Below are 12469 nucleotides of genomic sequence, written 5' to 3'. Positions count from 1 at the left end.
CCGCTTGAGATGAACGCTGTGCATGATGATGCTGAAATACTCGAATATTCCATGGCTGAGGTGGCCACGGCGATAGCCGATCCTTCACGGGTCAGTATGCTGTGTGCCTTGATGGACAGTCGCGCATGGACGGCGACAGAACTCAGCGCGGTCGCGAACATTGCGCCGTCCACCGCCAGCGCGCATCTCAACAAACTTCTGCAAGGCCAGCTCATCAGTTGTTTATCTCAGGGGCGGCATCGCTATTATCGGCTTGCCGGCAGCGAGATTGCTGCGCTGCTGGAAAATCTAATGGGTGTCTCGATGCGGTTATCATCACCACAAAAGTGCAGCACACCCATTAACCTGCGTAAAGCACGTACTTGCTACGATCATTTAGCCGGTGAAGTGGCGGTCAAGCTTTACGAGTTTATGGAACAACAGGGCTGGTTTACTGCCGATGGCCGTGATCTCTCAGCAGAAGGGAGAGATAAATTCCAGCAGATGGGGGCGGTCATGACACCGTTGAGTAAACGTAAGACGATTTGCGGTTGCCTGGACTGGAGTGAACGACGGCTTCACCTTGGCGGTAGCTGTGGGGCAGCGCTGTTAGCCGCATTTGAACGTAATGGTTGGCTCACGCGCATTGCAGGTTATCGGGAGGTCAATTTTACCGATGAAGGGAAAAGGGCGCTGACGCGGATATTTAAGCTGACCTTATAAATTATCGTAGGTGTATGTTCGTAACGATTACGTTATGTTCTCATTTTACTCTTGAGGATCGGCCTATGAACATCCGCTTTCCGCGTAGCTTAATTGCGGGAGATTTAATTGCCATCACCGCGCCGTCATCGGGCGTTCCTGCGCATTTACATGCGCGTCTGGATCTGGCCATTAACGCTCTTCGACTACGTGGATATCGGGTGCTTGAAGGGGACTGCCTACGCGCACAGCATAAAAATAAAAGTGCGGATAAACAGGCTCGCGCAGTGGAGTTAATGCGTTTTCTTGCCGACCCAGAAATAAAGGCGGTCATGCCGCCTTGGGGCGGCGATTTGGGCATGGAATTACTTGAACTGCTCGATTTTAAACAATTAGCCGCGCAGGAACCAAAATGGTTCGTCGGTTTTTCTGACTTGAGTACTTTTCATTTCCCGCTGACCCTAAACTGCCATTGGGCTACCGTACATGGTCCAAATTTAATGGAACTTGGCGCCCGTGAATTAGATACGACCACCAGGGCGATATGGGATATTCTGGAAGAAACGGGCGAGAAATCAAATATTCAACACGCTTCTCAGGCTTATCAGGTTGAGGAAAATCAATGGGGTGTTGCCACCGATGCAGGTTTTAACCTCACTCAGCCAACGCAGTGGAAAATGCTAAACGGTACTTCAGACACCGTAGAGTTTACCGGGCGGTTAATTGGAGGATGTCTCGATATCATTTCACGTTTGGCGGGTACACCGTGGGGGAATTTGCCGAGGTTCAGAGAGCAAAATAGTGAAGAGGGCATTATTTTCTATTTTGAGAATGTCGAAATGGCGCCATGTGAATTAACGCGCGCCCTTTATAGCTTGCGTTTACACGGCTGGTTAACTTCGCTCAATGGCATTCTGATTGGCCGAAATGCCGGGCCCGATACGGATAACCCGTCACAGCAAAATTATCGTGATGCCTTGCTCTCGGCGTTGGGAGATTTGAATATTCCGGTTATTTACGATGTCGATATCGGCCATATTCCCCCGCAAATGACGCTGGTTAATGGCGCGCTTGCAACGGTCGTTTACCGTCATAATGGTGGCTCAATTAGCCAACAACGATAAAACGCCGGAGCACATAGGCTCCGGCATTTTATTTAGAACTCGTAGCGGGCGCCAATATTATAGCGGCGTCCTTCAAGCATGGATGTTTCGTTATACGTCGTGGTATAGATAGGGTTTACGTCAAAGACATTATAAACACCGGCCATCAGCGTGATATTTTTCGTCGCGCGATAGCGCGCACCTAAATCAACCAGCGCATAAGCTTCCGTGGCGGTCGATTTACCGATATCCGGCGAATTGCTGCGCCAGCTCGCTTTCGTCCACAGGTCCAGATCGTTAATCGCGTTCCAGGTCAGCGAGATATTGGCCATGCTGGTTGGGAAATCGCTCAGCGCGTAGCCTTTATACTCGCCGCTTTTCTGCTCGCTGTGAGTATAGGTATAGTTGGCGTTGGCCTTCAGGGAAGGCGTGACCTGCCAGTCGCCGTTCAACTCCAGGCCGTAAACTTCCGCGTCGCTGACGTTGAAATACTGGGAGACGCTTTCCGCCGTGTAGCCGTTATAAACGCATTTCTGCGTCGCGGTTTCAGTACAAATCGTGTAATCGCTGATCTTGTTCTTGAAGCGTGTGTGGAACACGGTCGCATCCAGGGCCAGCGTGTCCTGCTGCCAGTAAATCCCAAGTTCGGTGTTAACGCTTTCTTCCGGCTTCAGATCATCGTTACCAATGCCAATGTAGGAGTATGGGTAGGCACCGTAGACGCTGGTAAATCCGGAGTTGTTTTCACGCAGATCGGGCTTTTTATAGCCGGTGGATACGCCACCTTTTAATGCCCAGTTTTGGTCGATGGTCCAGTTGCCGTACAGTTTAGGCGTCACGTGATAGCCGAAGTAGCTATCGTGATCGAGGCGCGCAGAAGTGGTCAGGGTAAAGTCTGGCACAATCATCCAGGCATCTTCCGCAAACACCGCCCAGCCGTAGCGAGTGATTTTGCTCACTGGGGTGACGCCCGCAACGGCTTTATCTTCGACGTCAAAAGTATCATTGAGCTCATTGCGGGTATAGTTCGCGCCCAGCGTCAGTTTATGATCGCCCAGGGTGAAGGTGTTGGCGCTGTTGGCTTCAAAATTGCGCTGTTCAATAAACTGTGGCGACATTTCCTCCACGCGGTATTCAGTGCGCGCTTTCTCATAGCTGATGAAGTTTTTCACTTCCAACAGATCGTCACCGTACCAGGCATGCTGGGAAAGTGAGGCCGCATCGCGGTCAAAGCCCCAATACCAAGGGTTGCCTGGGTTATGGCTTTTTTCCTGATGACCGCGAGACGCATTCAAATCCCACAGTTGGGTATCGGTTGGCGACATGGATACGGTTGCATCCAGGTTACCCGCTTCATGTTTGACAAAGCGTGGTTTCTTCGGGCTATCGTCGTCGCGGCGGTCAAGATAATCGGCCGCCACGCTGACGCCGAGTTTGCCGGGGATCACCGGTCCCATCAGGAAAGCATTGGTCTGGTTGGTATTGCCGTATTTACTCTGTTCCTGCAGGAAGTAGTTATCTTCCAGTACACCGGTCCAGTTCTCGAGGTTGTAGCCTTTTTTGGTGATAACGTTGACCACGCCGCCTATGGAGTCGGAACCATAAAGAGAGGACATCGGCCCACGAATAACCTCGACGCGTTCGATGGCGGCCATGGGTGGCAGAAAGGAAGCCTCGGTCCCAATATGATGGCCGTAAGGCCGCGATTCACGGGTGGCCTGTTTGATGCCGTTCACCATATACGAGGTGTAGGACGAATCCATCCCGCGCATCTGAACATCGCCGGTAGCCAGCGTACCGTGGCCGTTACCCACTAGGACACCCGGCATTTCACGTAATGCCTCAGTGACGTTTTGGTTTGAACGTGTGTTTAACTCTTTTTCATCAACGACGGAAATGGTCGCCGGCGCTTCGCGACGTTCCTGGCTAAAACCGGTCGCGGTAACCACCATCTGGTCTTCATTAGTGTCTGCATATACAGCAGCGGAAAGGTTAGCAAATGCAAGCGAAACAGCCACGGCAATACGTGTTTGGGTAATCACGAATAGGTCCTCAGAATTTAGTGAGATCGATTTTTACGACGTAATCAGCCTGAGCGCTTTTTTCGTCTTGCTTAACGCTGACGTACAGCGTGTTTGCATCAGGAGAAAGCACCAGACTGTTCGGCATGGCGGCAGTTTTGATGCTGTGCTTCACGCGGTAGGTGTTGGCATCGATAACACTAATCTGCTGATCGTTACGGTGGGTGACATAAATTTCATTGCGTGAAGGGTTGTACACCACGGCAATGGAATTAGGGGTAGGGATCCGGTGGAGGAGTTTGCCGGAGTTAAGGTCCACGACCAGAACATCACGGGTGTTGGTATCGGCGATGTAGCCAACATTTTTCCCGGTATTTAGCGCAATATTGAGGAAGTAATGTTTAGGCTCTTTAGGATCAACCGCCACGCGGGAAAGCACTTTTGAGGTCGCGCCATCCAGAGTCAGCAGTTCACCTTTCCCCGTTACGGCGTACACTTTATTAGCCTCGTTATCGACCGCAAACCCGACCGGATCGTATTTCTCAATTGTCTCGATCAGCTGTTGTTTCTCTGTATCAACAACCCATAGTAATCCGCTGTCTTTACCTCCAATGCCGGAGATGTAGAGGCGACGATGTTTTTTATCGAGCACGACTTCACGAACGTGCGCGCTCTTTTTGGGGTTGGAATCGTCACTTAACTGGAGGGTATTGATAACGCTATTGGTGCGGGTATCGAGCAGTGTAATTGAGCCTTCAAGTGCATTTCCCAGATACAGAATGTGGTTAGCTTCATCCAAAGCAACGGCAAACGTGCGGCGATCTGTTGCGATTTTATGATTTATTTCCAGCGAATTTGCATCAAGCTGGAAAACCAGCCCGGCCGTTTTGTCTTTATCAAACGAGGGAGCCGATGCGGCATAAAGGGCATTTTGTCCCTGGTCATAGGCCAGCTCGTAAACGCCATGACCTAGAGGCTGGGACGGAAAATCTTTATCGGTAAAGTCTGCCGCGTGGACAAAACAGGCGTGGATAGATAAGGAAAGGGCGAGGGCACGTAAAACAGTCTTCTTTACATTTTTTGTAGACATGTAAGTTTCCTTTGCAAATTTTTACAAACCAAGATGGTAATGGTAACTACTATCATTTGCAATTGAGATTAACTCTCATCTACCTACCAGAATTTGTGTTGCGTATAGTCCAAAATGCGCTTTTTTTTAAGCTTTAGAGAGGAATAATCAGGATACAAAGCTGAAATCACCGGCAGTTGTTCAGAGGAACAGTACCATTATTGATGAGCGCAATTCATAAGGTTAAGCCGATTTAGTGACTTACTTCATTTCATGGCAACCGCTATGATCAACCGATATTTGACGTCAGGGGCGTAGGCTGTAGGCTTTTGCCACCGGTAATCATCAACAGATGAGGTAGTATTATGACCGATGTTATTGTTGTAATCGGCAGTGGATCAATTGCTCAGGCAATTGCGCGGCGCGTCAGCGTTGGCAAACATATCCTGCTAGCCGATATCAAACCTGAAAATACACAGCAGGTTGAACATTCGCTTTCAAGGGCTGGATTTCAGGTGAGTACTACGACCGTAGATGTGAGCTCACGCCATTCAATACAGGCGTTGGTGAAAACGGCATGTGCACTGGGTGACATCAAAGGTGTTATCCACACTGCGGGATTATCGCCATCTCAAGCCAGCGCCCAGGATCTGATCCGCGTTGACCTGTATGGTAGTGCGGTACTATTTGAAGAATTTGGCAACGTCATCGCTGCGGGCGGTTCTTGCGTTGTTATTGGCTCCCAGTCCAGCCACCGACTAGCAGTCGATGCATTGACTCAGGCTCAGGTGGATGAACTCGCCACATTATCGCCAGAAGCATTACTTGAAATGCCGCTGGTTAAAGAGATTGAAGACAGCCTTTATGCTTACCAGATATCTAAACGCTGTAATGCGCTTCGGGTTATGTCAGAGGCTGTAAAATGGGGAAGACGCGGTGCCCGGATAAACTGCATCAGTGCCGGTATCATTTTCACGCCATTAGCGTATGACGAACTTAATAGTGATGAACGCGGCACTTTTTATCGGAACATGCTGGAGAAATCACCGGCTGGTCGTGGCGGTACACCTGATGAGATCGGTGCGCTGGCAGAATTTCTTTTTGGGCCGAATGGAACCTACGTGACAGGCAGCGATTTACTGATAGATGGTGGAGCAACCGCATCATTCAAATACGGTGAACTGAGGCCTGAGTAACGTAGTGAATTCAACCCCAAAAACTGACCCGGTTTTTACCGGGTTTGATAGAAGACAAATCGATACCGATGATCCAGAAGTGAGGACCTGAGAGCTGACCTGGCTTTAACTAATGAACATCATCATGACCAGTAAACCGTGGATTCTGCCTGAATTCATTTTAGTGCGCATAATGTATATTATGTTAAATGACGTCTGTGGGGCTATTACTTCATATGCCAGCCGCTTTTTATTCCATCTACACTACACCGTAAGACTAAAAGCTGTACCTTCACCCAGTTTTTCCCGGACCTGTGTTTTCACGGATTCAGCAACCTGTTTCGCCGCATTACGGGCCTTTTTACCACGTTGAAGCGATTCCGGCGTAGTGGCCGGGATAAAATACTCAGTTACTGTTTGTTGAATGGACGTTTCGCCTCATTTAAATTCGGAGAGTTTGCCCCTCCAGTAATATCTGGGTCAGCAGATTGCACTGGGTCATCTTCCCACCCACATACAGGGCAAATTTCAAAACAACCAGACTCATCAATTGTTTTATTTTTACATGTAGCAGCGCCCACCGCTTCCCCCTACTCCTCACTGTGAATACTTATAATTTGCCAGAGCGCTGTAAATCAGTCGGTGTTCAGGCGCGAGGACGGGTATCTTGATTAAGGCTGACCGCTAAAAGGAGGATCCCGGCGCGGTCGGTTGGGACCGTTATTAAAACTGATGTATATTTGGGGCGTCGTGACTCAGATTTCATTTTCAGATCAGGACATCACAATGGTGACGTAATAGATGCAGACAAATGCATAGAAGACAGTAAAAAACGGCGCTTGCGCCGTTTAATATTGACTAGTCTTTCGTTTGTACCCAGAAGGCGTGAATTAATCCCGGAATATAACCGAGTAAGGTTAAGATAATATTTAAGAAAAAGGCTAACCCAAATCCTTTACCGAGCAACACACCCAATGGAGGTAAAATGATTGTGATGACTATTCTCCAGAAACCCATTTTCACTCCCTTTTAAAATCGCAGAGTAGTAAGCATAGTCTCTTTTTCGGAGTTTCTACTTAGAATCATTCAGTTATGCTTCGTTTGGAGCGTATTTAAGAGTTTTCTATACGACGGTATCAAGGCTGATGGAAGGTGATGGTATAACCCTGTTCATTCCAGTGCTGAAGCAATTCCTGCTGGCGTCTGGTTGGGGTCAGACCGGTCCAGACAAAGAGCATTTGACCAGGGAAAAGCTCAGGACGCGGGGTTTCCAGAGGTTCGGCAAGGACCGAAATATGCCAGCCAGCCTGTGATAAACGCCATGCTTCCAGCCAAAGGCGAGCTCTGTCATCAATATCCCAGCCAATCAGTAACGCTTCCTTACCCGCCTTACGACGTCGTTCTGTTAAAGCAGACGCAACATACTCAATAAGGATGCCATCAAACATGCTACACATAATACGTGCAGTATTGTGATCAAGGCTCAAGCGCTGACGCACCGGCATATAAACATGATCGATAAGTGCATCAATGGGATATTCCCGCCCTGCTGCAACAATTTTTGCCCGCAGCTTTGGTGGATTGGCAAAGCGGAGTACGGACATCATTTCTTCTTGCAGAGATGTCCAGTCATCGTCATGGGTGATGACGCGGCTTTCTTCCAGCAGCGCTTTTACTTTGCCAACAGGTACACCGCTCTTAATCCAACGCTTAATTTCTTCAACGCGTTGGATATCTTCTTCGTCAAACTGACGATGTCCCCCTTCGCTTCGCTGAGGCTTCAGTAACCCGTATCGACGCTGCCAGGCTCGTAGCGTGACAGGGTTTATTCCGCATCTTTCGGCAACATCACCGATACTGTAAAACGCCATAGTACCTCTCGACACGATCCTTACTTTCCTGAACAGGATAAGGTTCGGTTTAATCTGTATAACTTATTTTTTATTGTACAGTCTTTTTCGCAAAAAAGAGTGCATATGTTGTTAATTTTTATTAAACGGCAAGTGAAAACAAGAGGTTAAAAAAGGACATATGAGGAAATTCAGAGAGTTCACCCCTTACAACACGGCGTCACAAGGGGTGTAAGACGGGAAAGTTGTACAGCGTTAGAGTAACCCTTTTTTCTCCGGCCAGGCAATGGCTGGAGCACCTTCCCGGTAAGGGGCAGCGAAGAGTTTCCCCTGGAAATGGGAAATACCCGCAGACTCAAGCCACATCCACTCTTCCGCTTTCTCAACACCGAGTGCTGAGACGACAATTTCAAGTGAGCAACAGCAGTTAATAATCGCTTGTACAATGGCCTGTTTCGGCCCACTTTTGTGAACATCGCGGATCAACTCCGCATTAATTTTGATACGTTCAGGCTGAAATTGTGCCAGTAGTTGCAGACCGGCAAATCCGGCGCCAAAGTTGTCGATAGCAACACTGATTCCGGCAGATTTCAGCACTCTCACCGCACGGGTAAACTCCTCAATCCCTGATACCACCTCATGTTCCGTGAATTCCACGACAATTTGCTCAGGGACCAACCCATTCGTTTTTATCTCATGGATGAGATAATCAACGGCATCAGGTATTTTTACTAGCGTCATCGGTAGCAGATTGATGGAAAGGATTTTTCCACTCAGATCTCGCTCCCGCACCATTTCGAAGGCGACTTTTTTGCTCACAAGGTCAACTTCATAAATCTCATCACCTTGCAGGCTGTCGAAATACGCATCAGATATTTCACCCTGCGGGGTGAAGATCAGCGCCTCGAGAGCAATAATTTCCTGTGCCAGAGGGTCGATAATGGGTTGTAATGCAAGCGTATATTCCCGCGCGGTCGATGCCCTGTATGGACCCAGATCATCCGTTACTTCAGTAGAAACAAACTCCCAGGACTCCGCGGGTGGGATCTCAAAATAGTTCCCCTTTTCAGTCGCCTCAACGAATGTTCGGAAAAATTGTAGTGCACGATCGTTATAGGTTAATTGATAGTGAGTGGTACTTCTGTTCAGCACCGTTTGTAGGACTTCTTCACGAGGATGTTCTCGTAAATCAAAGAGTTCCATCCCTGCTTTTCCAAATCGGCGTGTAGGCCCGTGGTCACATAGCAATTCGACAATATTGTAGTGCCGTTTATCACCACCGATATCGCTGTAGATACGCCTCACACTCTGATCAGGGCCTTCAAGCAGTTGAAAAAAATGGGTACCGTTGAAGAGAAGGATCCCCGTAACATTCGCTTCAGTATTTTTTAGATTGGCTTCTGCCACCATACTCTCAAGCGCTTTTACTGGAACATCGTGGCATAAATGACTGCGATAGATAATGGTTGTTAGCATAACGGTTCCAGCAATGAGGTTTTTTCCCACAGTAGCAGATAAGACAGCAAAATGCCCTTGTTTTAACACATTGATTTAACATTATTTTTAATTAATTCCAACACTGTTATTTTATCCTACTTTTCATTTAATCACGTACAACTCACGTACAGATTACTCTTAAGTTGATACAAATAAATAACATTTATCTTGCTGTTTTTAAACGATAAGCATTTTTTGCTAAAAAATAATCATCATGTTGTACAACATTTATGTACAATTTTTATGAGTTTGCTAACGCTAATCGTTACAAGAAAACGTCATCAACAGGAGCAAAACATGCAGCAGAACCGTCAATACAACGTAGATTCAGCCAGTGCTATTTGCAGCTACTTTGATAAAGCCACTCTTCCTACTCAGCAAGAGACCTTAGGGCAGATCGTGGTAGAAATCCTGACAGACGGGAAAAATCTCAACAGGAAATCACTATGTACTAAATTGCTCAAGCGACTTGAGCACTCTGCTGACCATGAAGAAGAGAAACATTACAACGAATTGATTGGATTGCTTTTTGAAAACAGATAATAAAGAAAAGAATACCGTGCATATAGAGTACTGCAATACTCGGCCTGAGTTAACTTAATGCTTAATCCTTCATATGGGATATAAAGCAATAAGAGAATGTTGTTATGATGAGTAATGAAAAAAAACTGGCTGACACACTGATTGGTGAAGCCGTATTATCGATTATTCAAAGTAAAAGACCGATTAATTCGAAGGCACTTTTATATGAGTTGAATAACATGCTGAGCACGGAAATAGATGTAACTCGAATGCATGCTTTGCAAAAAGCAATCAATGAAATTGATGCATTAAATAGTTCAAATGATGCTATTTCGCCTGTTCAGGTAAGGAACATAAAGAAACGCAGACACGATGACAACGATATTTTGATTCACAGCAATAAAAACAAAAGCAGCAAAATCCATTGAATATTCACCCAACAACTAATGCTCACACAACTTACAGATGAGAATCGCTATGCTACAGCAATATGATTTCTACCCATCCCTGCACAACAAAGCTTTATCTGAGCATTTCCTTAAGGCTGGAGATATGTTAGCAGAAGAAGCTGAAGTACTTGGCGGTGCGGTACGCCAGCTTCTTACCGCTGGCGAGACGGTTAGTAACAAAAATATTATTGCTGTACTTATCCATTCACTAGAAGAAACGAATAACATCGTTTCGGCTGATGTTATTCGTAAAACACTGGAAATTATTGTGGACTATACTCTCGACGATATCTAATCACGTCGAGGCCGCATAGCATCATTATTTTTAATGTGGAGTCATTATGAACGGCGAAGCTAACCCTGTTAAACTTGAACGAGTAGATTTATGGCTTGATGATAACTTCCTCGAGCTAGGTTTGCGACAAATCCTCACGAATGTACGCTTTAATCGTGATGATGTTCGTTTTGTTATTTTCTCAGTCAATCAATATGCCAATGTAAAACAGCATCAATATGATCTGCGCACACATCGTTTTCTTTTGTTGGGTGATGGTAATCTGCATAATTTCCTGGATTCTTTTACGGTCAATTTTATTTCATCGAAAGCGTCAATAAATGAAATGACTCGAATACTCACTACGATTGGTAAGCAACGAGAAGAAAGTCCTCGTCTTGAGCAGAGAGTGAAACTTTCACCTCGCGAGACCACCCTGCTTGATCAAATGTCTAACGGGAAAAAGATCATTGAAATGGCAGAAAATCTCAATGTTCATATCAAGACGGTGTATCAGATTCGCTCTAATCTGATTAAAAAACTGGGGTGTTCAGGAAATATCGATTTCATGAAAACATTGCGTAATGATGTATTTAAATCCTGGCTAACGGATCAACGCGCATGATTGCACACCTGTTTGCATACGACTGGCGGCGTTGACATCACCAATCCGCCGGGTATCCTGTATGTATAAACAGTAAGTGGAGTCATTATGATCAACCGTCGGGTTCCTGTTCGGTCGGAAAACGACCAAGGACCAGTCTACCAATATCCGGAGCACCTGCGCCCTATTCTGGCGTCAATACCCAAAGTGCCTGGTGTTTACATTTTTCATGGTGACAGTGAATCACTGCCGCTTTATATCGGGAAAAGCATCAACATTCGTAGCCGGGTGATGTCACATTTCCGTACCACTCAAGAAGCGTCGTTACTTCAGCAAACAAGACGAATTTCCTGGCATCCTACCGCCGGTGAACTGGGCGCGCTATTGCTTGAAGCGCGTCTCATTAAAGAACAACAGCCCCTGTTTAATAAGCGTCTGCGGAGAAACAGACAGCTATGTTCACTTCGCCTTAATGGCACCCGGCCGGAGATTGTGTATGCGCGAGATATCGATTTCTCCCGCACACCGCATCTTTTTGGTTTATTTGCGAATCGACGAGCTGCGCTCGATGCGTTGAAAACCGTGGCCGATGAACAAAAGCTTTGTTATTCGGTAATGGGCCTCGAACCCGTTAACCACGGGCGTGCCTGTTTTCGTTCAATGCTAGGACGCTGTGCAGGAGCCTGTTGCGGCCGGGAGGCAATAGAAACGCATCATGCCCGGCTTTATCAGGCATTAGCACATTTACAGGTACTCTGCTGGCCATGGGAAGGGGCGGTTGCACTGGAAGAACAAGGTGAGTTTCTCACTCAGTACCATGTCATTCATAACTGGTTCTGGCTCGGTGCGGTCAGCTCACTGACAGACGTTCACACACTTTCCAGTGTCGCGTCAGGATTTGACCACGATGGCTATAAAACCCTCTGCCGCCCAATGCTGAGCGGAAATTATCCAATCCATATCCCTGAGTAATCAGGATGCTTTCCATCGTTAAACACAGTTACGCCCTCACTTTTTGCCCCATCCAGCGCTTCATCAGACAGGTGTAAAAGGTGATGTTGGAAATGGCGTGCTTACGGACAGAACCACCGGTCTCGCAGAGGATACAGATGATCTGTTCATCAGAAAAAGGTTTCTTCTTGGAAATGTCCTCATGCGGCTTATGAAGACGAGACTAACATTAGGATGTATCAATCAACGGGAAGCAGATCACCGGGTAATATG

The 12469-nt window shown here is 47.0% G+C and carries 14 protein-coding genes and 1 pseudogene; 8 read left to right on the top strand and 7 right to left on the bottom strand.

The features are described 5' to 3' along the window. Nucleotides 1-9 precede the first annotated feature (9 nt). Together KP80_RS08820 and KP80_RS08815 are read left to right on the top strand one after the other, a co-directional pair. Nucleotides 10-702 (top strand): ArsR/SmtB family transcription factor, encoded by a 693-nt coding sequence (locus KP80_RS08820; RefSeq protein ID WP_052283418.1) that lies wholly within the window; start codon nt 10-12, stop codon nt 700-702. 65 nt (nt 703-767) lie between these two features. Then, nucleotides 768-1805, top strand: coding sequence for a S66 family peptidase (locus KP80_RS08815; protein ID WP_052283268.1), 1038 nt, complete (start codon nt 768-770; stop codon nt 1803-1805). A 32-nt stretch (nt 1806-1837) separates the two neighbouring features. Here the strand turns inward: KP80_RS08815 and KP80_RS08810 are convergent, their stop codons facing one another. Both KP80_RS08810 and KP80_RS08805 read right to left on the bottom strand, forming a co-directional pair. Then, entirely contained in the window at nt 1838-3826 is a 1989-nt protein-coding gene (locus tag KP80_RS08810) for a TonB-dependent receptor domain-containing protein (RefSeq protein WP_052283267.1), read from the bottom strand. A gap of 10 nt (nt 3827-3836) precedes the next feature. Beyond that, a complete protein-coding gene (locus KP80_RS08805) occupies nt 3837-4895 on the bottom strand; it encodes a YncE family protein (RefSeq protein WP_052283266.1) in 1059 nt (352 codons plus the stop codon). A gap of 344 nt (nt 4896-5239) precedes the next feature. On the opposite strand from KP80_RS08805, the gene KP80_RS08800 reads away from it, so the two are divergent. Further along, entirely contained in the window at nt 5240-6070 is an 831-nt protein-coding gene (locus tag KP80_RS08800; RefSeq protein ID WP_052283265.1) for an SDR family oxidoreductase, read from the top strand. Between the two features lie 389 nt (nt 6071-6459). Here KP80_RS08800 and KP80_RS22375 read toward each other — a convergent pair whose 3' ends face one another. The 4 genes from KP80_RS22375 to KP80_RS08790 form a co-directional block, all read right to left on the bottom strand. Beyond that, complete coding sequence (locus KP80_RS22375) at nt 6460-6630, bottom strand: CPCC family cysteine-rich protein (protein WP_072129084.1); 171 nt, start codon at nt 6628-6630, stop codon at nt 6460-6462. Nucleotides 6631-6907: 277 nt separating this feature from the next. Beyond that, nucleotides 6908-7066 (bottom strand): YqaE/Pmp3 family membrane protein, encoded by a 159-nt coding sequence (locus KP80_RS22370; RefSeq protein ID WP_072129083.1) that lies wholly within the window; start codon nt 7064-7066, stop codon nt 6908-6910. A gap of 119 nt (nt 7067-7185) precedes the next feature. Further along, a complete protein-coding gene (locus tag KP80_RS08795) occupies nt 7186-7920 on the bottom strand; it encodes a MerR family transcriptional regulator (protein WP_052283264.1) in 735 nt (244 codons plus the stop codon). A gap of 234 nt (nt 7921-8154) precedes the next feature. After that, a complete protein-coding gene (locus tag KP80_RS08790) occupies nt 8155-9375 on the bottom strand; it encodes a diguanylate phosphodiesterase (RefSeq protein ID WP_052283263.1) in 1221 nt (406 codons plus the stop codon). A 318-nt stretch (nt 9376-9693) separates the two neighbouring features. Between KP80_RS08790 and ycgZ the strand changes: the two genes are divergently transcribed. The 5 genes from ycgZ (at nt 9694) to cho (ending at nt 12217) form a co-directional block, all read left to right on the top strand. Further along, entirely contained in the window at nt 9694-9939 is a 246-nt protein-coding gene (gene ycgZ / locus KP80_RS08785) for a regulatory protein YcgZ (RefSeq protein ID WP_052283262.1), read from the top strand. 104 nt (nt 9940-10043) lie between these two features. Beyond that, on the top strand, nt 10044-10346 hold the full coding sequence (locus tag KP80_RS08780; protein ID WP_052283261.1) for a hypothetical protein: 303 nt from the start codon (nt 10044-10046) through the stop codon (nt 10344-10346). Nucleotides 10347-10395: 49 nt separating this feature from the next. Further along, nucleotides 10396-10662, top strand: coding sequence for a biofilm development regulator YmgB/AriR family protein (locus KP80_RS08775; protein ID WP_052283260.1), 267 nt, complete (start codon nt 10396-10398; stop codon nt 10660-10662). A gap of 46 nt (nt 10663-10708) precedes the next feature. Beyond that, nucleotides 10709-11266 carry a helix-turn-helix transcriptional regulator gene (locus tag KP80_RS08770; RefSeq protein ID WP_052283259.1) on the top strand — a complete coding sequence of 186 codons (558 nt, stop codon included), beginning with the start codon at nt 10709-10711 and terminating at the stop codon, nt 11264-11266. An 87-nt stretch (nt 11267-11353) separates the two neighbouring features. Further along, the gene (cho, locus tag KP80_RS08765) at nt 11354-12217 is read left to right on the top strand and encodes an excinuclease Cho (protein ID WP_052283258.1); all 864 of its coding nucleotides are present in this window, start codon (nt 11354-11356) and stop codon (nt 12215-12217) included. Between the two features lie 37 nt (nt 12218-12254). On the opposite strand, the pseudogene KP80_RS23310 reads toward cho, so the two are convergent. Beyond that, nucleotides 12255-12392, bottom strand: a pseudogene (locus tag KP80_RS23310) (IS3 family transposase); the annotation flags it as partial. Nucleotides 12393-12469: the final 77 nt, after the last annotated feature.

Source organism: Kluyvera genomosp. 1 (assembly GCF_001266615.1).
Classification (GTDB): Bacteria; Pseudomonadota; Gammaproteobacteria; order Enterobacterales; family Enterobacteriaceae; genus Kluyvera; species Kluyvera cryocrescens_A.
Note: the sequence above shows the minus strand (reverse complement) of the source record. Positions and strands in the feature narration are given on the sequence as shown.